This window comes from Bradyrhizobium sp. GW821-FHT13H05, assembly GCF_058804065.1.
This window is the reverse complement of record NZ_JBXAPO010000004.1, coordinates 569,195-589,865: the sequence shown is the minus strand read 5'-3', so window position 1 is coordinate 589,865 and position 20,671 is coordinate 569,195. Positions and strand designations below refer to the sequence as shown.

Here is a 20,671-nt window from a genome sequence, read left to right as displayed (position 1 = left end):
TCTCGGAGACGCACGAACCGCGCCAAAGCGCCCTTGACACGGCTGGTCGATGCCCGCTATAGCCATTCAGAATAGCGAATAAGAATTCGTATATACGAAGGAGGAGGCATGCTCGAGACGGAAGAATTCACCAACGAATTGGCGCGCGGTAAGTTTACCGACGAGCTATTTGCCAAGATGCGCGGAATGATCGGCACCGAGCTGCGCACCGACGGTTGCGTGAACAACGAACATGCTACTCGGCTCGCGATCCTGCGCTTCTGCGAGGGTATCGGCGACGATAACCCGCTGTGGACCGATCCCGTCTATGCGTCTCGAACACACTTTGGTCGATTGGTTGCGCCACCAAGCTTCATATTTGCCTGCCTGGCCTCGGTACAGTTCGGCTGGCCGGGACTCGGAGGCTTCCACGTCGAAACCATCCTCGACTTCTTCCAGCCGATCCGCGAGGGCGATCAGATCAAGGCAAAAGTCTGGTTTGACGGATTTGACGATCCGGTCGACAGCAAATTCGGCGGTCGCCGCATCAAGGATTATGTGCGGCAGGAGTATTGGAATCAGAACAACGAACTAGTCGCGAAATTCATTTGCTCGCGTATGCGCTTTGAGCGTACGGAAATGCAGGCCCGGCGAGAGAGCCGCAAGATCCAGCTTCCGCATCCGTGGACAGAGGAGCAGATTGCGGAGATCGAATCCAGCATCCTCGCTGAGAAGGAGCGCGGTGCGACGCCGCGGTTCTGGGAGGATGTAGATGTCGGTCACGAACTCGACACGATAACCAAAGGCCCAATCGGCCTGACCGATGAGATTGCTTTCGTCTGCGCCGGGGCAGCCCCAATCCCGCGGCTTTCAGCGCATAAGGTTTCCCTGAAGAACTATCGCAAGCACCCGAAATGGGCATTTCGGGATCCATCCACTCTTGCACTCGAGCCCGTCTATTCAGTGCATTACAACGATTATGCCGCCCGCTTTCAGGGGGCTCAAGCTGCTTACGACGTGGGCATCCAGCGGACCTGCTGGCAAGTCCACTCGCTCACTCACTGGATGGGCGATGCAGGAACAATAAAGCGCGCCACATCTCAGTATCGCAGCCACGTTTATCTCTCCGACGTCGTAAAGCTTAGCGGGCGCGTTGTGGCAAAGGAAATCGATGCTGACGGCGATCATGTCGTACAGGTCGACACCTGGGCCACCAACCAGCGCGGGCAGAACGTGATGCCGGGAACAGCGACAATACGGCTTCCACTGCGGGACTTAGCAACGACAACTAACAACAGTTAGAAGACATGCCAGTGGCCGGCAACAAGTGCGAACAGGTCGCGAGCAACGCAGCATTGTCTTCCAGGGATGTTACCGCAAATGGAAGCGTCGCATCGTGGATTGGCGCGGGCGGCGGATCGACCGAGGCGCTCAACCTGCACGGAAGATATCCGAATCGCGCTCAAAGGAGCAACGATATGTCTGAGGCAGCGATCTTCTGGGGTGATCAGATCGAAGTGGAGGAGATCGCCGGCGTACCGTTTAAGATGTACGCAAACCGGCCGCATCACATCGACGAATTGCTTCCGTTTGCGGACCGCTGGGATGAGCGACCTTATGTCATTCAAGGCGAACGCATTCTTACTTTCCGCGATATGCGGCTTGCGAGCGCAGCCAAAGCACGGACACTCGTCGAAGACGGAGTCAAACCAGGCCAGCACGTGCTGATCTTGGGCTGGAATAGTCCGGATTGGGTGGTCAATTTTTGGGCCTGCATACAGATGGGCGCTGTGCCTGTATTGGGCAATGCGTGGTGGAGTGAGGGCGACCTCGCGTATGCGCTGTCCTTGCTGGAACCCACACTGGTACTTGCCGATCAGCGCGGGGCGTCGAGAATGCCAAGCGGATGGCGTCGCGGACAGTGGGAGTTGGACGAGAAGTCCCTCGTCACGCCAACTTCTGCGAGTCCGGGGGCAGTCGGAGGCAAGCCAGACGAGAACTCCCCGGCCGTCATAATATTCACTTCCGGCACCGAGGGACGAGCCAAGGCAGTTGTGCTGTCACATCGAACATTCCTCGCGTCGATGTTGATGATGCTCAATGTCACGCGTCAGTTGCCCTACAAGTTCAATGAGACAATTGGTGAAATCTGCCTCCACACGGGTCCGCTGTTCCACATTGGGGGACCACATGTCCTGCTGCGGAGCGTCACTGTCGGCAATACGCTCGTTTTTCCGAGCGGTCGCGTTGAAGCAGCCGAGGTTTTGGCGCTGATTGAGCGGCATCGCGTCGCTCGTTGGACAGCCGTAGTACCGACTGTCGTGAATCGCCTTCTCGGTCACCCGGACGCAGTACGACGCGATCTCAGTAGTTTGCGAGCGATCGGGATGGGCGGCGCACCCGTGCATGCCGAACTACTGGGGCGCATTCATGAGAAGCTACCAGGTGTAGAGGCGCGTATCGCCGTTGGTTACGGCCTGAGTGAAAACGCTGGCCAAGCGACCGCAGCCTCTGGAGCGAGCACTGCAAAACGGCCAGGCTCAGCGGGCAGACCTCTGCCACTGGTCGAAATCAGGGTGGATCCGCGCGAAGGCCTGCCGGATGGAGAGATTCTGGTGCGTTCGCCAACCCAGATGTCCGGCTACTACGGCACGACCAATTCACCGATTGACGCAGAGGGCTGGCTTCATACAGGTGACTTGGGACGAATCGACGACGACGGACTACTTTGGATCACCGGTCGTACCAAGGACATCATCATCCGCGGCGGCGAAAACATAGCGCCGGCCGCGGTAGAGAAGGCGCTGACGACGCTGCCGGTCGTGGCGGAGGCGGCAGTGATAGGAGTGCCACATCCCGATCTCGGCGAGGAGGTCATGGCATTCGTTGTGCTGAAGGACGAAGCGACCGTAGAACAACTCAAGCAACAGCTACGGGACAACCTGCCGTCATTCGCGATGCCGAGCCGATGGAGCCTTCAGACCGAGCCTTTGCCGACTAACCAAACCGGCAAAATTGACAAACCGTCGCTTCGAGCCAGAGCACAGGCAGCAATCAGTTCAATACACAAGCAATGTAGCGCAATTGAACTAGGGCTCTCTGACTAGCAATTGACGCTGGACAATAATCTAGCGCGCTAAGGGAGAAATGGCATGCCCGGACTAGGGATTAGGTGTGGCCGCGAGTTTGCGGCAATACTCTTCGCTTCGGTGATGCTTTCGGGTTCGGTGGGAGCACAGGTGCCTGGCGTCATAGGCCCGATTCTTGCGGCAATGCCACCCGGCGCTGATCTTGCGCACGATTACTCGCATTTGGCGTCGGAACCGAAATTCGATTTGTCACGCCGCGGATATCTCGAGACGGAGTATTTTCTCGAAGGTAGGCCCGCCGCCGTCGATGTACCAATCGCTACGAACACAGGATCGAACGGCGGGGAGTCGTGCTGCAACCTGTATGGCTCTAACGAGCCATTCAGCCAAGAGAAGGTCGCATCGCTTTATCCGACCCACGATGACTATGTTCAAAAGGTCCGGGATGTCGCGATGAAAAATCTGGAGGACGGATTTCTTCTCAAGGAGGACGCCGATGATATGGTTCAGGCGACAGAGTCGCGTATCGGGACGCCATGGCCCGCGCCGATTCCGTGAGGTCTCCTATTGGAGCGTCGTTTGATATTTCGGAGAGAGGCGCCTGTGGTTGAAGATGAAGACGCGCGTCGTAGCGACAGCCCATTTCTAAGATGGTTGAACACAGCTGTCGAGGAATGGCGGGACGGTTATGCTCGCGTCGCTCTCGTGCTTCAGGCGCATCATCTGAACAGATCGGGGGTCGTTCACGGCGGTGTGTTGGCTGCGCTGCTTGATCATGCCGCGGGCTTGTCGGGATTGTATTGTCCGGTACAGGGCAACAAGCGTTACGGCACGACTCTGTCCTTGACTTCCAATTTCTTGGGACAGAGCCGAGCTGGCAGGGTGATCTCGATCGGCAACCGTATCTCGGGCGGAAGAAAGGTGTTCTTTTCTAATGCGGAGGTGCGCTCGGATGCGGGCATTCTGTTGGCAACAGGTTCAGCGGTGTACCGTTATCGAAGCGGCAGCGAAATTCCGACGGGAGTCCCGGCAAAGCGGACGGCGTAATCAACTCGTGCATCGGAAGTGCAGAATCGACGACGAAGGCCCGTAGCGCGAACAAACTACCGAAACAATCAGATCTACATAGGGAGGGCAGCAAAGATGAGCGCTCTGGAGGCATTGAAGACTGCAGCGCCCGTCGATCGGGAGAACGCGATCGAATTTCAAGGTGTTGTTGCGCGGTTCGCAAACTTTCATGCAATGGGCCCGACGACCTTGTCCGTCAAGCGTGGAGAGTTTTTGGCGATCGTAGGCCCGAGCGGCTGCGGGAAGTCGACGCTTCTCAATATGGTAGCCGGGACTCTGAGACCCGCCGAGGGCTTGGTCCGCTATAAGGGAGATCTCGTCGAAAGTATCAACTATGATGTTGGCTATCTCACGCAGAAGAATTTCTGCCTGCCTTGGCGTACGGTCGAGGCGAATGTGCGTCTCCCGCTTGAGTTTCGCCGAATTCCAAAGACGGAGATGGACGAAAAGGTTCGTTGGGCCCTGGAGAAAGTGGGCTTGAAGGGCTTTGAAAAGGCTTATCCAAAACAACTTTCCGGCGGCATGCTCCAACGCGTGATGATTGCGCGCACACTGGTTTATAGCCCGGACATTTACCTCTTGGACGAGCCCTTCGGCAGCCTCGATGCTCAATTGAGGACGCGCATGCACGGAGAGTTATTGAAACTCTGGCAGGAGACGGGCGCCACGTTTGTGTTTGTTACGCATGACCTACAGGAGGCGATTACGCTGGCGGATCGTGTCGTCGTAATGTCGAAGAGGCCAGGGCGACCAAAGGTCGTGTTGGACATCGACCTTCCGCGTCCGCGCGATGTCATCGACATTCAGGGCAACGCCGCGTTTGGAGCCTATTTTAGGCGGCTCTGGGCGGCACTAGACGTGCATTGAGGAGCCAGAAATGTCCAAGATCGACGAAGACCGCGATCAGAAGCGGAATCCTGGTCAGAGGCGGCGGCTGGGCGCCGACTGGGCGCTGCAAATTGCGATAGCGCTGGTTGCGCTGATCTGTTGGGAAGCGATTGCGCGTATTTTCCAGACTGAATTCTGGACGAGTAGCCCAAGCGCTGTTGCGATCGAGCTTGGCACTTGGGCCTCCTCCGGACAACTTGCGTCAGACCTGCGGCTAACCCTGCTGGAGGCAGGCGTTGGCTTCTTGATTGGGAGCGTTGCAGGTGGCTTGACTGGGTTCGTGTTGGGGTGGGTTCGTCGATTGGGCGATCTGTTGGAGCCGTTCATCTTGTCGCTTTACACGCTGCCGAAGATCGCACTCGCACCTCTATTCGTCTTGTGGTTTGGCATAGGCGCTTTCAACAAGATCATGTTCGCGGCAATGCTCGTATTCTTCATGGTGTTCTTTACGACGTACCAGGGGACCAGGCAGGTCGATCGTGACTTGGTCGAGAACGCCAAGTTGCTAGGCGCCCGGCGCTGGGACATCTGGACCAAAATTGCGATTCCGTATTCGGCCGTTTGGGTGTTTACCGGCATCCGGATCGGACTGCCTTACGCCCTGATCGGTGCGATCGTCGGTGAGTTTGTCGCCGCGGAAGGCGGGGTAGGCTTTCACATTAAGGAGGCGACTTCTTTCTTCAATACGGCTGCTGTATTCGCGGGACTCATCGTGCTGATGGTCATTAGCATGATCCTCCTGCTACTATTGAAGCTGCTCGAAGCCCACGCGCTCGGCTGGCAGGAAGCGAAGGGCTCTATCCAGAGCGATACGACGGTCTAACCAAGAAGAAGACTAGCCGGCCCGCCTGCGAGGCGGAGCACCAATGTTCTGCGCGCCGGCGCGGGACCATCCATGACTATAGTTCGGCTTGCCCCCAAATGTTCATATCCCCGCGATCGGTGTCACGCATTGCCGCGCCAGCCAACGGCATCACCCAGCCTTCCGCAGTCGGCGATCTACCCGACGCTATGCCAACCGACTCGAGCGTGGCTTTTGCAGGCGAAGCGCGCATCGTCTTGTCAGCGCGTCCCGGGGCCAGCGCGGTTGACGGTGTCGATCGCCTTCACGTTCCAAACCGGCCTCGCGGTCTCGAAATCGCCGTGCGCTCCATTGACAGACCCGCAGGTCCAACGTAGTAAATTCATATATCTGAATAAGAATTCGTATATACGAAGTAGCGGCCGGAGGAGATCAAATGAAATTCCGCTCTGTCATGCGAGTTCTCGCTTCTGCGGCTTTCGTGGTGGCTGCTTCAAATACGGTGTACGCCCAACCGAAACGAGAAGTCTCGATAGGACTGTCTTCCAGCAGCTTTCTCACAGCCGGCCTCCGCGTCGGGCAGGAACTGGGACTCTTCGACAAGTACGATCTTGAAGCGAAATTCGTCATCCTCGATGGGTCGACAGCCGCACTATCCGGATTGATGGCCGGTTCTATGAACCTGATCGTCGTCGGGTTGCCCGACTTCATTGCCACTTACGCGCGCAATAACAACGTCGTCGCGATTGGTACAGCCTATCAGGGATTCGGTACGTCCCTGGTTGTTTCGAAGGCCTTTGCCGACAACGTCGCGGTTTCGCCGAACGCGCCCTTGAACGAAAGGTTGATGGCGCTCCAGGGCCACGCGATCGCTTCAGTAGCAGCCACTTCAATCGGTACGGTGCCTTATAAGACCGCTATGCAAGCTGCGCGCACAAATCTCAGCATGACCTATATGAGCTTGGCCGCGATGCAAGCAGCACTCGAGCGCGGCGCGATCGTCGGCTATATCGCGAGCGCACCCTTCTGGGCGCTCCCCGTCGCCAAAGGTACTGCCGTGCTCTGGATCAATGGACCCAAGGGCGAACTACCAAGCGAATCGACCCCGGACATTAACGCAATTCTCCTTACGACCCGGAGTTTCGCGGCGGCAAATGCCGACCTGACCAAGAAATTGAGGGACATCCTTGCGGATCTCGCTGTAGCGGTTCGAGAACGACCGCAAGAGGTGAAAGCGGCGGTGGCCAAATTGTATCCTAGCCTCGATGCTTCGACGCTTGATCTTCTGGCTGCGACGGAGGCGCAGGGTTGGGCGGCGATGCCCCTCACGAAAGAGATATTAGCTCGCAATATCTCCGCCGTGCGTACATCCGGCATCCCCGTTCCTGGCATAGCCACGCTTGATGCGGGGCAGATGATTGTACCATGACCGCAGCGCTTTGCGCTGAACGCTCTAAGCAAGCGATCATCACAAATTGATTGCGCCACGGAGAAATACCTGATGACGATTGCGAGTGGAAAACAAGCCGACACGGACCTGCCCCGCTATCCGCTGTCGGGAATCACCGTTCTCGACTTAACGCAAATTTACAACGGTCCGTACGCCACGTTTCTGATGGCGTTAGCTGGCGCTGAAGTCATCAAGATTGAGCCGAAGACAGGGGAAAACCTCCGCAGTCGAGGCGACCTCGGCGGAGTGGCCTATCCATTCGCGATGCTCAATTCAAATAAGAAGCCTGTGACCCTCAATCTCAAGACCGAGAAAGGCAAGCAGCTACTTCGCGAGATGGTTCCGAAGGCCGATATCCTAGTCGAGAACTTTGCTCCCGGTGTTATGGAGCGACTTGGCCTCGACGCCATTAAACTCCAGAAGCTCAATCCACGCCTCATCTATGGATCAAGCTCCGGTTACGGCAGTGATGGTCCTTATCGCGATTACCCGGCCATGGACTTGGTAATGCAGGCGATGTGTGGCGTACTCAATTCGACGGGCTTCGCGGACGCACCGCCCGTCAAATCTGGGGCCGCGTTGTGCGACTTCTTCGCCGGCATCCACCTGTTTTCCGCGATCATGCTGGCACTTTATGATCGAGAGCGAACGGGCGTCGGGCGAGTGGTGGAAGTTTCAATGCAGGATGCCACGTACTGCTCGTTAGGATCAAATTACGGCATGCTGCATGCACGTGGCGACGCTGCGCCCGAACGCACCGGTAACCGGCACGGCGGCTTAGGGGTGGCTCCGTATAACGCCTACCAGACGTCCGACGGTTTCGTTGTCGTGAATGCTCCGGCGGACCATCACTTCCAGGCAATACTCGATGTGATCGGTCGATCCGATTTGAAGACCGACCCTCGACTAAAGACCCGCACCGACCGGGTTATCAACTTCGAACTCGTAGACGAGTTGGTTGAGACTTGGACAAGGAGCAGGACAAAAAATGAGGCCGCCGACTTGATGCTCGCGCGGTCAGTTCCCTGCGCGCCCGTGCGCAATTTGAAGGAGGTCATGAGCGACGCGAACATGCTGGCACGGGGGAGCCTCCAACCAATCGATCATCCAGAGCTCGGGCGGATTAACGTTCCCCACACACCCTTGAACATTGCAGGTGTACCGCGACGGCCAATCGAACCCAGCCGGCCGCTTGGGGGCAGCAATACCGAGATATTCGGAACGTGGCTTGGTCACACGAAGGAGGAACTCGATCAACTGCAAGCGGAAGGGGTCATCTAGCTGCAAGGGGCGAGTGTGGCGCCGCGAAAGAGGGCGGAGCCATCAGCTGAGCGCAAGGCGGCAGATTGAATACCAGGAAAGTGAAAATGCGGCCATTCCAACATTTCGAACCGGCGCTACGTCTCCATGTGGGAGCGGGGTCTCTCGCAAATCTTGGCCACGAACTCGATCGGCTTGATTGTCGGAGGGCCGTGATCTTCTCGGGGTCGACGTTAGCGCGCAGTCCGCTGCTCGATGGTGTGCGGAATGCACTGAAGGAGAAGTGTGCTGGCGTCTTTCCCGGCGTTCGGGTGCACAGCCCGATCAATGTCGTTCTTTCCGCGGCAGACGAACTCAGACGTCTCGAAGCTGATTCCGTGATTGCCGTCGGAGGTGGATCAGCCATCGTAACCGCGAGAGCAGCAAGCATTGTACTTGCGGAAGGTGCAGACATTGCGTCTCTTTCCACCTCGATGGATGCCACAGGTCAATTGATAAGCCCAAAGCTCCTCGCTGCTAAGATACCTCAATTTGTAGTGCCGACGACACCGACCACGGCGATCGTCAAAGCCGGAAGCGCCGTTTTCGACACCGAGGCCAAGAAGCGTCGTGCTTTGTTCGATCCGAAGACGCGGGCGCAGGCAGTCTTCATAGATCCCGATCTGGTTCGCTCAACTCCTTCGCAAGTCATCATCGGCGCGGGCCTCAACACGCTAGTAATGTCAATTGAAGGGCTTGCGTCTCGTCGCGGGGATCCGGTGTCCGATGCGCTCTTGATGCACGCAGTGCGTCTCACAGCGAAGTGCTTCCAGGAGAGGAGGGTGATAGACGAGGAATCAGCGCGAACCGAATTGACGCTTGCGGCGATCATGTGTGGAAAAGGGACCGACCATACGGGGGCCGGAATCGCATTGACGATGGGTCATGTGATCGGATCACGTCATGAGATAGACAACGGCATCGCAAACGCGATTCTCTTGCCAGCAGTAGTCCGGTTTAACGGAGACGCGGCGAAGGCGGCTTATGAAAAGGTGGCCGCTGCGATGGGCCTCGCGCACGCGATAGGCGATGACTTGATTCCAGTTCTGACCGAGAAGTTCGGCCAACTCTTCGATGCGCTTGGTGTGCCTCGTCGCCTCCGCGATGTCGGAATCCAGCAGGGCGCTCTCCCGGAGATCGCTGCACTCGCTATGGAGGACTGGTTTCTGCGCGGTAATCCGAGGGCTGTGATGCACGTTTCGGAGCTTGAAGAAATTCTCCGGGAGGCCTGGTGAGGCGCCGCGACGACGTCAGCAGCGTCGTCATGAACCAGTCGGCAACCGTGGCCTGGAGTATCTGAACCAAGCGCGCAGTCGCCGCGCCGAGAGCCTCAAGTCTGACATCGCCAAATCCTCGTTCATCGATATTGCCGACGTCGGTTTCGCCGACAGAAAGGCGCCAGGCGGGACAGGAAAGAACCCTTTTCATCCGGCAACGAAGCGGCTATGTCCGAGCTGTCCGAAGATTGTCCGACGGCATACCAGTATGGCTATGAACGATATGCTCGTGGAAAGACCTGTCGCCTTGCGCGAACAGGTCGTCGGCAATTTGCGCAATGCCATCATCAACGGACAGTTTGCGCCGGGAGCCCGGCTTGTCGAGCGTCAGATGTGCGAGCTTCTTGGCGTGAGCAGGACGCTGGTCCGCGAAGCGCTCCGCCAGCTGGAAGCGGAAGGCTGGGTTCGTATCCTGCCCTATCGCGGTCCGATCGTGGCCAGCATGACACCCGAGGAGGTTCGCGATCTCTATGAGGTGCGCTCCGCCCTTGAGGGAATTGCGGCTTTGCGGGCGGCGGAGCGCGCAACGCCGGAACAGCTGGATCGCCTTGCCGCGGCCGTCGATGCCATGACAAGGGCGCAGAGTCGGGGCGATTCGACGCGCCATCGCCAGCAGGTGCACGTCTTTTATGAAGTTCTGCGCGAAGCCGCGGGCAACGCGCTGCTTCAGGCCCAGTTAGAGACGATGAGCGCCCGCATGGCCTGGCTGCGAAGTTTTACGCTGGTGCGGCCGGAGCGCGCGGCAATAGCGGTCAAGGAGGAGGCGCGCCTTCTTGCTGCGCTTCGCGCCAGGGACGGCGCGCGCGCACGCGAGCTCTGTGAGATGCATCTCCGCGCCGCTGGCGAAGCCGTGGTGGCGGCCTTTCAGGCACGCTCGGCTCAGGATTTACGCAGCCGGAAGAAATAATGCCATCAGGGCAGCTCTCGCTTGCCGCGAACTACGGCGCCCCGGCAATGCGCTTTCCGTAGCATTCTTGGTGACATGCCTCACCCGTCGTTCGCGAGTTTGATGGTGAGCGGCCGCGGCGATCCCTGCATTGCCCCGCATCAGTCGCGCCCAAATTCTCCGCACGGCGGTCGGTTGACCGAGGCTCAGATTGTATTACGGTCTACGATATAAGAAAAAGCGGAAGCAAAGGGTGATGCGCCCGCCCAACAACAGAGTGGATCAAAGATGATCGCCAAGCTTGGTTACGCAGCCTCACGCGCCATCCTGTCCGCCTTGGTCGCGGCCGTCCCCTTCGCCGCATCGGCCGAGACGATCACCGCCGCTTCCGACGTGGGCTTACCGCCCTTCGCATTCAGCGGGGACGACGGCAAATATCGCGGCATCGACATGGACATCGCCGCGGCGCTGTCCGAGCAGATCGGTGCGACGATCGAGATCATCGACCAGCCCTGGTCGACCACCTATCCTGGATTAAACGCCAAGAAATTCGATATCGTGCTTGCACCCGCAACCGTTTCGGCGGAACGCGCCAAGGCGATGCTGTTCGTGGAACCTTATGGTGACGCCATCTACGGCTTCCTCACAAAGAAAGCCGGCCCCAAGATCACGACGATCGACGATTTGCGGGGCAAGACCATCGCGGTGAACAAGGGCAATTTGTTCGACCGATGGCTCAGCCAGCGCGAGGCCCAGTATGGCTGGACCATCAACCGGTTCGACAAGACCAGCGATGCCGCCGCCGCCGTGGCGTCGGGCCAGGCCGATGCGGCGATGATGTATGTGGCGGCGGCGGGCTGGATGTCGAAGCAGAACGCAGCGCTTGCGCCCTCGACCTTCACGATCAACAACGGCGAGGTCTATGCCTATTCGGTGCGTCTGGCCGACAAGGAGCTGCGCGAACGCCTCGATCGCGGGCTCGAATGCCTGAAACAGAAGGGGACGCTGGCGACGATCTTCAAGAAATGGACGGATCTCGATCCAGCTCCCGGAGGAGCTGTGGTGACGATCGCCGCCGGTTATGGGGTGCCGGGCTTTGCGAATTACGACGAGGCTCCGCACAGCCTGACCTGCAAATGAGCGCCACTGTCGCCATGCTCGACGTAGATCCAGGCGCGAGCAGCGCGACCGCGACGCGTCGGCCGGTGCTCGAGTTGTATGGGCTTCGCAAATCATTTGGGGTGGTCGAGGTCCTGAAAGGTGTCGATCTCGTCGTGCGCGAGGGCGAGATGGTGTTCATCATCGGCTCGTCCGGCAGCGGCAAGAGCACTCTCCTGCGATGCTGCAATCGGCTGGAGGAGCCGTCGGACGGCGCCGTCATGGTCGAAGGGGTCAATATCCTGCGACACGGCGTCGATCTCAACCAGGTCCGCCGCCGGATCGGGATGGTGTTCCAGTCGTTCAATCTCTATCCCCATATGACGGCCCGACAGAACGTCACGCTGGCGCTGCGAAAAGTTGCGAAGAAAGATCGCGCCGAGGCCGATGCGATCGCCGAGCGCATGCTGGCCCGCGTGGGCCTCGGCGACCGCTTCGATTTCTATCCGGGCGCGCTGTCGGGCGGTCAGCAGCAGCGCGTGGCGATCGCGCGCACCCTTGCGCTCGATCCCCGCATCGTCCTTTTCGACGAACCGACCAGCGCCCTCGACCCGGAACTGGTGAACGGCGTGCTTGGCGTCATGCGCATGCTGCGCGACGAAGGCATGACCATGGTCGTGGTCAGTCACGAGATGCGGTTCGCCCGGGATGCCGCCGACCGTATCGTGTTCATGGCGGAGGGGCAGATCGTCGAGGAGGGGGCGCCCCGCGAGATCTTCGGCGCCCCCCGGCATCCAAGGTTGCGCGAGTTTCTCTCCAGTGTCGGAGGAGCCTGACGGCATGGACTCCTTCGCGGACAATTTCCTCAACTGGTCGGTGGCAGGGGACTACATGCCCGAGCTGCTGGCCGGCATGTGGCTGACGCTGAAGCTCGCGGTCATCGTCAATGTCTGCGGCCTCGTGGCGGGAACCCTGCTTGCACTGCTGCGCTCGTTGCGCGTTGGGGTCGTGAGCTTCCTTGTGGTTCTGTTCGCGGACGTCATGCGCGCGTTGCCGCCATTGATGCTGATGGTGGTGGCCTATTTCGGACTGCCCTATTTCGGCATGAAGCTGAACGGCTTTGCGGTGGCGTCAATCGTGCTCGCCGCGGTGCTTGCGTCGTTCACCGAAGAGCTGCTCTGGGCGGGATTGGCCGCCATTGCCAGGGGCCAGTACGAGGCGGCCCGCTCGACCGGGCTGACCTTTATCCAGATGATGCGATATGTCGTCCTGCCCCAGGCCTTTCGGCTGATCCTGGCGCCACTGACAAGCCGGATCATTGCCACCACCAAGAACACGGCGCTGGCGTCGGTGGTTGCGGTTCCCGAGTTGCTGTCGCAGGCAAATGCTGCGCAAGGCTATTCCGGCAATGCCTCGCCGCTGACGGTCGCTTCCATCGGCTATCTCGTCATCCTGCTGCCGATGGTGATCGTCGCCAGACGGCTTGAACGCGTGAGGAAGCTGGCGTGATGGGCGGGTTCGCGGACGCATTCCTCAATACGGCGGTGTTGGCGCGGGTCTGGCCGCTGCTGCTGTCCGGATTCGGAACCACCGTCATTCTGTCGGTCCTCGTCGTGCCAGCGGGGCTGATGGTTGGGCTCTGGGTCGCGCTCCTGCAAACGGTTCCGGTTCGGCCGCTGCGCTGGATCATGGTGGTCTATACTGACCTGTTCCGCGCCTTTCCGCCGCTCGTTCTCCTGATCTACGTCTACTACGGACTGCCGTTCTTCGGCATCAACACCAACGCGCTGTGGTCCGTGGTGATGGCGCTGACGCTGAACACGTCGGCCTATTTCGGCGAGGTCTTCCGCGCCGGAATCGAGAGCATCCCGCGCGGGCAAATCCAGGCCGCGCGCGCGACCGGACTGACGGCAGGCCAGACCACGGCCTATGTCGTGTTGCCGCAGGCCGTCCGCAACCTGCTTCCTGATCTGACCAGCAACGTTCTCGAGACGATCAAGCTCACCTCGCTTGCCAGCGTCGTCACGTTGCCCGAATTGTTGCGCGCGGCGCGGCTCGCCCAGGGCAACACCACCAATGCCACACCGTTGATTGCCGCCGCCGCGATCTACCTGGTCTGCCTCTGGCCGCTGGTACGGCTGACCAGCCGCTTCGAGCGCCAGCTTCTGGCGGCAAGAACATGAGTATGAAGGCCATGCAGCTTCAGACGTTGACGGCACGCAGAGGTGCGCGTCTTTCCTTCGACATCGGCGGGACATTCACGGATTTCGTGCTGGAGGAAGGCACGACGGGCAAGCGACATTTCTGGAAAGTGCTGTCCACGCACCAGGATCCGGCGGCGGCCGTGATGGAAGGCATCGAGCATCTGTTGTCGGAGGCGCAATTCGGCGCCGGCGATGTCGAAGTGGTGCTCCACGCCACGACCGTCGCCACCAATGCGATTCTGGAGCGCAAGGGAGCGCGAACCGCGCTCGTGACCACGAAGGGATTCCGCGACATCCTGCTGATGGGGCGGCAGAAGCGCTACGACACCGACGATCTGCGGCTCGTCAAGCCCGAACCGCTGATCAGGCGCCGCGACATCTTCGAGCTCGACGAGCGCGTCAGCCACGACGGAGCCGTGTTGCGCGAGCCCGACGCGGCCCATATCGATGCAACCGTCCGGCAGTTGCTGGATGGCGGATACGAAGCGATCAGCGTCAGTCTGCTGCATGCCTATGCCAATCCCGGCCACGAGCAGGCGCTGGCGATGGCCTTGCGGCGCGCCGCGCCCGGAATCTGCGTCTCGCTCTCCAGCGCGGTGTCGCCAAAATTCCGGGAATATGAACGCACCAGCACCACGGTTGCCAACGCCTACGTGCAGCCGATCGTCACGCGCTACGTCACCCGGCTGAGCGAGGCGCTGGGAGGACGCGGATTGCGACCAGATCTGATGGTGATGCAGTCCAATGGCGGCCTGGTTTCGCCGGCGCTTGCGTGCGAGACACCGATCCGCATCGTGGAATCCGGTCCGGCGGCCGGCGTCCTGATGTGTCGTTCGGTCGGCCTCCAGGAAGGGATCGCCAACCTCCTGACCTTCGACATGGGCGGCACGACCGCAAAGCTCGGCGCCATCGACAACGGCGAGCCCGCAACCCTCGCCACTTTCGAGGTCGACCAGGTTCGCTATACCAAGGGAAGCGGGCTGCCGCTCAACATCTCCGCGATCGAGATGCTCGAGATTGGCGCTGGCGGCGGCAGCATCGCGCGCGCGGAATTGGGGACGATTGCCGTCGGGCCCGCCAGCGCCGGCTCCGAGCCCGGTCCGATCTGCTATGGCCGCGGCGGCAAGCTGCCCACCGTGACCGACGCCAACGCCGTCCTCGGCTATCTCAATCCTGCGTTCTTCAATGGCGGCCGGATGGGATTGGACGTCGAGGCGGCGCGACGCGGAATCGAGACAGAATTGGCCAGGCCGCTCGGTCTCGACACGGCCAGCGCCGCCTGGGGGATTCACCGCATGGCGACAGCGAACATGGAGCGCGCGCTTCGGATCGTCTCCGTCGAGCACGGCCGTGATCCTCGCCGCTACGCGCTGGTGGGGTTTGGCGGCGCCGGTCCGCTCCACGCCGCGCGCCTTGCCAGGCAGGTCGGCATCCCCAAGGTGATCATCCCGCATGGCGCGGGATTGGGATCCGCGGTCGGGCTGATGGAGGCCGCGCCGAAACTGGACCATGCGTTGACCCGCATCACGCCGCTGGCATCGGGATGCCTGCGCGTCGCGCAGGCCACGCTGCGGGAACTTGAAAGTTGGGCGCGAACGAATCTTGCGCGCCTGGAGGGCGCAGAGGCTGCGTCGTTGCGCTACGGCGTGACCGCACGCTACGTCGGTCAAGGCTACGAAGTCGCCTTTGATCTCCCGTCGGCGGCCGCGGGCGAGAGCGCCTTCATTGCCGAGTTTGGACGACGGTTCGGTGCCGCCTATCGGGCCTTGTACGGCTTTGATGACCCGTCTCGCGCCATCGAGGTCATCGACTGGTCGGTGACCGCATGCGTCGAGGCACCGGCGGCCTCGCCAGCGCAGCGTCAATCGCCGTCATCGCCGGAGCGGCGCTCGGCCGTGCGGAGCAGGCCGGTCTATTTTCCGGAGTGCGGCGGATACAGCGAATGCGCCGTCTACGATCGCTACGCGCTCAAGGTGAATGAAGCTGTCGAGGGGCCTGCCATCGTGGAGGAGCGGGAATCGACCATCGTGCTCTTGCCCGGCGACGTCGCACGAACGAGCGCGGCCGGCCATCTGATCGTCTCGATCCGGGAGCGGGAGTCGTCATGAGTGGCATGTCTCTTCAGCTCGCCGGGACGCCCACCGTCGACGCGATCGATCTATCGGTGATCTGGAGCACGCTGGTTTCGATCGCGGAAGAGATGGGGACGACGTTGCGCGCAACGGCGTTTTCCGAGGCCGTGCGAGAGGCGGATGATTTCTCGACCGGTCTGTTCGACCGGCACGGCCGCCTGATCTCGCAAGGCAATTTCACGCCCGGCCATCTCGGCTCGATGCCCTACGTGGTCCAGGCTGTCGAGCACTATTATCCACGGGGTACCCTGGAACCCGGCGACAGCGTGATCCTCAACGATAGTTGGATGGGATCAGGCCACTTCCCGGACTTCTACATGGTGACGCCGGTTTTCGCGGAGACGGAGTTCTGCGGATACGTCGTCAATATCGCCCATCATGTCGATGTCGGCGGCGCGGCCCCCGGCAGCCAGAAGGTGATGGGCGTAACAGAGGCCTTCCAGGAGGGCATTCGCATCCTTCCGGTTCGCGCACTGCGCGGCGGCAAATGGGACGAGGAGCTGCTGCGCGTTCTGCTTGCCAACGTCCGGCTCCCCGACATCGTCCGTGGCGATCTCGATGCGCAGCGCAATGCGAACTTCACGGGCGCTGCGCGGTTTCGTGAGCTCATCGGCAGCTATGGCAGCGCAAAGGTCGAAGCGGTCGTGGAGGAAATTCTCGACCGCTCCGAGCAGCGCACACGCGAGTTGATCCGCGCTGTGCCCGAAGGTAGCTACGCATTCGAGGATGTGCTCGAGACCTGCATCCCCGGCGATCCGCTGGTCCGCGTCGCCGTCGACGTAACGGTGGCGGGCGGCGAGGTCGTCGTCGATTTTTCCCGCAGTGGCGATCAGGTCGCCGCCGCCATCAACGCCTACATCAATTTCACGCGCGCTCACGGTTTCTTTGCCATCAAGGTCTTCACGGGCGCGCGGCTGCCGCACAATGAGGGCGGCCTTCGCCCGATCAAGGTGATCGCGCGGGAGGGGAGCTTCTTCAACCCGCGCTTTCCCGCGCCGAGCGGCGGCCGAGCCGCCATCCAGATCCGCATCTTCGAGGTCATCAACGGCGCGCTCGCGAAAGCGCTGCCGTCGCGCGCGATGGCGGGATTCTCGCATTGGAGCAACCCGATCATCAGCGGCTCGCATCCGCGCACGGGCGGGCGGTTCATCTATTACGATCTGATTTTCGCCGGATATGGCGCGCGCGAAGGCGTCGACGGCATCGAAGGGCTCGCCCCGGTTTTGAACTGCGCCAACATTCCGGTCGAGGTCCACGAGGCCTACAATCCGGTCCTGATCCGCTGCCTTGAAGCCATTCCGGATTCGGGCGGCGCCGGCACGCATCGCGGCGGCTGCGGTGTTCGCAAGGACATCGAGCTGCTCGCCGACGAGGCGACCGTCACGCTTCTCGGCGATCGGCACATGCGGCCGCCCTATGGCCTGTTTGGAGGCGAGCCCGGCGCGCTTGCGCGAACGGTCCTGAATCCCGATGGCGCTGCTGAAGAGTTGTTGTCCAAGCAGACCGCGACCTTGCGCAAAGGTGATGTCCTCAGTCTCAGGCTCGCGGGCGCCGGCGGCTACGGCCCGCCGGGCGGGCGGACCACTTCTGCAATCGAAGAAGATCTTGCCGACGGTTACGTCACCCCGGAAGGCGCCCGTGCGCGTTACGGCCGGACCTAGCCGCCGTCGCTTATCCCCGAAGGAGAACGTCTTGTCCCAATTGCTCGCCAACAGTCCGCATGCCCGCGACATTGCGTCCGTGCTGCACCCCCAGACCAACCTTCGCAAGCACCTCGAGGTCGGTCCCTCGATCATCACGGGCGGCGAGGGCATCTGGGTCACCGATATAAATGGCAAACGGTACATGGAGGCGACCGCGGCGCTGTGGTGTGCCTCCCTCGGGTTCAAGAGCGAGCGGCTGGCAAAAGTCGCCTATGAGGCGATGCGTACGCTTGGCTACTATCAGATCTTCCGTCACGCATCCCACGAACCTGCGATCGATCTCTGTGAGAAGCTGCTGCAGATCGCGCCGGTCCCGATGTCGAAGGTGCTGCTCCAGTGCTCCGGTTCGGAAGCCAACGATACCGCGGTCAAGCTCGTATGGTATCACTGGAATGCCCAGGAGAAGCCGGAAAAGCGCAAGATCATCAGCCGGCTGTCGAGCTATCACGGCTCGACCTGCGTTGCCGTGTGCTTGACCGGAAAGCCCGAATACCACCGGGGATTCGGCTTGCCTTTCGATGGCTTCCTCTACACCGATTGCCCGCACTACTATCGTGACAAACTGGAAGGTGAGAGCGAGGACGCCTTCTCGACCCGGATGGCGGATTCGCTCGAGAAGTTGATCCTCGCCGAAGGGCCGGAAACGATCGCAGCTTTCTGGGCCGATCCGGTCCAGGGCGCGGCGGGCGCGTTGCCGCCACCGGCGGGCTATTTCGAGAAGATTCAGGCGGTGCTGCGCCGCTACGACATCCTGCTGGTCGCCGACGAAGTCATTTGCGGCTTTGGCCGCACCGGGCGGATGTGGGGTTGTGAAACCTACGGAATGGTTCCTGATATCATCACCTGCGCCAAGGCGCTCTCCGCGGCGATGCAGCCGATCTCCGCGGTGTTGATGAACGAGCGCATCTTTCAATCGATGCTGGTGCAGAGCGATCGTCTCGGGTCGTTCGTGCACGGCTACACTTATGCCGGCCATCCCGTTGCTTCGGCGGTGGCACTGGAAGCGCTGCGCATCTACGACGAAATGGATCTGGTCGGCCGGGTGAGGGCGCTCGAGCCGGTATTCCTGCGCGCGTTCGGGGCCTTGACCGACCATCCGCTCGTCGGCGACTTCTCGGGTGTCGGTCTGATCGGGGGTGTCGAGCTCGTGACCGACAAGGCGACGCGGCGCGCGGTCCCGGCAAGCGTCGCGGCGCGCGTCGAATATCATGCGCGGGAGCAGCAGGGCTTGATCTTGCGGCTGGTCGGCAACCGGGTCGCACTGTCGCCCCCGCTGATCATCTCAGCGGATGAGATCGAGGAGATGGCCGCGCGACTGCGCGGTGCACTCGATGCGACCTGGGCCGAGCTGTCGTCCAATTCCGTTGAAATGGCCGTGTGATGGAAGGTATCGCAATGAATGGTGCCAGAGCCGATGCCGAATGGAAGGCAAGGTGCGACCTTGCCGGGCTCTACCGGCTGATCGCTCACTTCCGCATGACGGACCTGATCTACACCCATATCAGCGCGCGGGTGCCCGGTGCCGAAGGCCATTTCCTCATCAACAACTATGGTGTCGCCTTCGACGAGATGCGCGCCTCTGACCTCGTCAAGATCGACTACGACGGCAACATCGTGGACGAGGCCGAGCAGGCCAAGCGGGTCAACAAGGCTGGGTTCGTCATCCACTCCGCGATCCACATGGCCCGCCATGACCTGACCTGCGTGGTGCACACCCACACGGCTGCCGGCATTGCGGTGTCGTGCCAGGAACAGGGCCTGTTGCCGATCAGCCAGCACGCACTGAAATATTACGGCCATATCGGCTATCACGGCTACGAGGGGATCGCGCTCGATCTCGACGAACGCGAGAGCCTTGTTCGCGATCTCGGTCCGCACCGGGCGATGATCCTGCGCAACCACGGCCTGCTTGCCGGAGGACGAACGATTCCCGAGGCTTTCGACCACATCTATTTCCTGGAGCGCGCCTGTCAGGCCCAGATCGCGGCTCAGGCAGGGGGCGGCAAGCTGGTTCTGCCGCCGGAAAGCGTACGGCTGCGAACTGCTGCGCAGTTTCACGACCTTCCCGACGTACCCTTCTATTGCGATCTCGCCTGGGAAGCCGCGCTGCGCGGCTTGCCCGGCGGACCGGCAGCGCATTGTTGCTGATGACCACCGGACTTTGAATGACTGCTTGCGGGCGCAGAGAGGGTCTTCGCAAGAAGACCCCGGCTGAGTTGGATGACGTTGGAAGAATCTGGCTTGCAAAGTCCGGCTACTCGGATTGCAGTTTGGAACAACTGCTCTGGCTCGGCGGTCGATCTTGATCTCCTGATTGGTGAGCGCATTCCAGAGGGCACGGCACTCCTCGCGCGAAAGGGTTTCAGGTCGATTCTCGGGAAGTCGGACAGAAGGGCGACGTTTTCTTTCGTCGCCAACTGGGAGACGGAGGTCGCGAGCACTCCGAAGAAATCGGTGTCGGACAGCCGCTTCAGCAGGTCCTCCGCACCCCGCCGAATTCGTGCCTCAGAAGCCGCACATCGTCGCTGAGGAGGTGACCAAGAGACATCTGGGGCTCTCGCGCGCTGTCGTGGCAAACCGTCCAGCCCGGCGGGCCTGAGGGCATTCCGCGGCGCTGCCATCCCTTCTCGGAATAAGCAAAGACATGGGAGGGCGAATGCATCTCCAATGAGGCCCACACTGGACTCGCGGAGGTCTTTGACTGGGATCCGGGATATGCAAGTCGCGGGAAAAGGCTGAACTGACCCCCCTCGCTTTTTTCGAGCTCCAGAAGCGGAGAAAAAATCGAGGCGAAAT

General features: G+C 60.8%; 18 protein-coding genes. All 18 read left to right on the top strand.

Features of this window, described 5'->3' with window-relative positions:
- The first annotated feature begins 108 nt into the window (after positions 1–108).
- Positions 109–1,281 (top strand): FAS1-like dehydratase domain-containing protein, encoded by a 1,173-nt coding sequence (locus AC1RR3_RS15935; protein WP_492824052.1) that lies wholly within the window; start codon positions 109–111, stop codon positions 1,279–1,281.
- A gap of 11 nt (positions 1,282–1,292) precedes the next feature.
- Positions 1,293–3,086: a class I adenylate-forming enzyme family protein gene (locus AC1RR3_RS15930; RefSeq protein WP_492824051.1), complete on the top strand. Its 1,794-nt coding sequence runs from the start codon at positions 1,293–1,295 to the stop codon at positions 3,084–3,086.
- A 45-nt stretch (positions 3,087–3,131) separates the two neighbouring features.
- Entirely contained in the window at positions 3,132–3,626 is a 495-nt protein-coding gene (locus AC1RR3_RS15925) for an alpha/beta hydrolase domain-containing protein (protein ID WP_492824050.1), read from the top strand.
- Positions 3,627–3,671: 45 nt separating this feature from the next.
- On the top strand, positions 3,672–4,115 hold the full coding sequence (locus AC1RR3_RS15920; protein ID WP_492824049.1) for a PaaI family thioesterase: 444 nt from the start codon (positions 3,672–3,674) through the stop codon (positions 4,113–4,115).
- A gap of 96 nt (positions 4,116–4,211) precedes the next feature.
- Positions 4,212–5,003 (top strand): ABC transporter ATP-binding protein, encoded by a 792-nt coding sequence (locus AC1RR3_RS15915; protein WP_492824048.1) that lies wholly within the window; start codon positions 4,212–4,214, stop codon positions 5,001–5,003.
- Between the two features lie 10 nt (positions 5,004–5,013).
- Entirely contained in the window at positions 5,014–5,847 is an 834-nt protein-coding gene (locus tag AC1RR3_RS15910; protein ID WP_492824047.1) for an ABC transporter permease, read from the top strand.
- A gap of 415 nt (positions 5,848–6,262) precedes the next feature.
- Entirely contained in the window at positions 6,263–7,255 is a 993-nt protein-coding gene (locus tag AC1RR3_RS15905; protein WP_492824046.1) for an ABC transporter substrate-binding protein, read from the top strand.
- Positions 7,256–7,327: 72 nt separating this feature from the next.
- Positions 7,328–8,557, top strand: coding sequence for a CaiB/BaiF CoA transferase family protein (locus AC1RR3_RS15900; protein WP_492824045.1), 1,230 nt, complete (start codon positions 7,328–7,330; stop codon positions 8,555–8,557).
- An 86-nt stretch (positions 8,558–8,643) separates the two neighbouring features.
- Positions 8,644–9,810 carry an iron-containing alcohol dehydrogenase family protein gene (locus tag AC1RR3_RS15895; RefSeq protein WP_492824231.1) on the top strand — a complete coding sequence of 389 codons (1,167 nt, stop codon included), beginning with the start codon at positions 8,644–8,646 and terminating at the stop codon, positions 9,808–9,810.
- Positions 9,782–10,759 (top strand): GntR family transcriptional regulator, encoded by a 978-nt coding sequence (locus AC1RR3_RS15890; RefSeq protein WP_492824044.1) that lies wholly within the window; start codon positions 9,782–9,784, stop codon positions 10,757–10,759. Before AC1RR3_RS15895 ends, AC1RR3_RS15890 begins: the two co-directional genes overlap by 29 nt.
- 267 nt (positions 10,760–11,026) lie before the next feature.
- Positions 11,027–11,878: a substrate-binding periplasmic protein gene (locus AC1RR3_RS15885; protein WP_492824043.1), complete on the top strand. Its 852-nt coding sequence runs from the start codon at positions 11,027–11,029 to the stop codon at positions 11,876–11,878.
- 101 nt (positions 11,879–11,979) lie between these two features.
- Positions 11,980–12,672, top strand: coding sequence for an amino acid ABC transporter ATP-binding protein (locus AC1RR3_RS15880; RefSeq protein ID WP_492824042.1), 693 nt, complete (start codon positions 11,980–11,982; stop codon positions 12,670–12,672).
- 4 nt (positions 12,673–12,676) lie between these two features.
- Positions 12,677–13,345 carry an amino acid ABC transporter permease gene (locus tag AC1RR3_RS15875; protein WP_492824041.1) on the top strand — a complete coding sequence of 223 codons (669 nt, stop codon included), beginning with the start codon at positions 12,677–12,679 and terminating at the stop codon, positions 13,343–13,345.
- Positions 13,345–14,019, top strand: a complete 675-nt coding sequence (locus tag AC1RR3_RS15870) for an amino acid ABC transporter permease (protein ID WP_492824040.1) — start codon at positions 13,345–13,347, stop codon at positions 14,017–14,019. The genes AC1RR3_RS15875 and AC1RR3_RS15870 overlap by 1 nt, the downstream gene beginning before the upstream one ends.
- Entirely contained in the window at positions 14,016–16,148 is a 2,133-nt protein-coding gene (locus AC1RR3_RS15865) for a hydantoinase/oxoprolinase family protein (protein WP_492824039.1), read from the top strand. Before AC1RR3_RS15870 ends, AC1RR3_RS15865 begins: the two co-directional genes overlap by 4 nt.
- Entirely contained in the window at positions 16,145–17,833 is a 1,689-nt protein-coding gene (locus AC1RR3_RS15860; protein WP_492824038.1) for a hydantoinase B/oxoprolinase family protein, read from the top strand. Before AC1RR3_RS15865 ends, AC1RR3_RS15860 begins: the two co-directional genes overlap by 4 nt.
- Positions 17,834–17,864: 31 nt before the next feature.
- Complete coding sequence (locus AC1RR3_RS15855) at positions 17,865–19,256, top strand: aminotransferase (RefSeq protein ID WP_492824037.1); 1,392 nt, start codon at positions 17,865–17,867, stop codon at positions 19,254–19,256.
- Positions 19,257–19,270: 14 nt separating this feature from the next.
- Positions 19,271–20,023, top strand: coding sequence for a class II aldolase/adducin family protein (locus AC1RR3_RS15850; RefSeq protein ID WP_492824036.1), 753 nt, complete (start codon positions 19,271–19,273; stop codon positions 20,021–20,023).
- Positions 20,024–20,671: the final 648 nt, after the last annotated feature.

What these genes read in the sequence shown, in the direction of transcription:
- AC1RR3_RS15905 (WP_492824046.1), top strand. Translation starts at nt 6,263, where the DNA reads ATGAAATTCCGCTCTGTCATGCGAGTTCTCGCTTCTGCGGCTTTCGTG.
- AC1RR3_RS15850 (WP_492824036.1), top strand. Translation starts at nt 19,271, where the DNA reads ATGAATGGTGCCAGAGCCGATGCCGAATGGAAGGCAAGGTGCGACCTT.
- AC1RR3_RS15875 (WP_492824041.1), top strand. Translation starts at nt 12,677, where the DNA reads ATGGACTCCTTCGCGGACAATTTCCTCAACTGGTCGGTGGCAGGGGAC.
- AC1RR3_RS15870 (WP_492824040.1), top strand. Translation starts at nt 13,345, where the DNA reads ATGGGCGGGTTCGCGGACGCATTCCTCAATACGGCGGTGTTGGCGCGG.
- AC1RR3_RS15885 (WP_492824043.1), top strand. Translation starts at nt 11,027, where the DNA reads ATGATCGCCAAGCTTGGTTACGCAGCCTCACGCGCCATCCTGTCCGCC.
- AC1RR3_RS15865 (WP_492824039.1), top strand. Translation starts at nt 14,016, where the DNA reads ATGAGTATGAAGGCCATGCAGCTTCAGACGTTGACGGCACGCAGAGGT.
- AC1RR3_RS15860 (WP_492824038.1), top strand. Translation starts at nt 16,145, where the DNA reads ATGAGTGGCATGTCTCTTCAGCTCGCCGGGACGCCCACCGTCGACGCG.
- AC1RR3_RS15915 (WP_492824048.1), top strand. Translation starts at nt 4,212, where the DNA reads ATGAGCGCTCTGGAGGCATTGAAGACTGCAGCGCCCGTCGATCGGGAG.
- AC1RR3_RS15925 (WP_492824050.1), top strand. Translation starts at nt 3,132, where the DNA reads ATGCCCGGACTAGGGATTAGGTGTGGCCGCGAGTTTGCGGCAATACTC.
- AC1RR3_RS15910 (WP_492824047.1), top strand. Translation starts at nt 5,014, where the DNA reads ATGTCCAAGATCGACGAAGACCGCGATCAGAAGCGGAATCCTGGTCAG.
- AC1RR3_RS15895 (WP_492824231.1), top strand. Translation starts at nt 8,644, where the DNA reads ATGCGGCCATTCCAACATTTCGAACCGGCGCTACGTCTCCATGTGGGA.
- AC1RR3_RS15935 (WP_492824052.1), top strand. Translation starts at nt 109, where the DNA reads ATGCTCGAGACGGAAGAATTCACCAACGAATTGGCGCGCGGTAAGTTT.
- AC1RR3_RS15900 (WP_492824045.1), top strand. Translation starts at nt 7,328, where the DNA reads ATGACGATTGCGAGTGGAAAACAAGCCGACACGGACCTGCCCCGCTAT.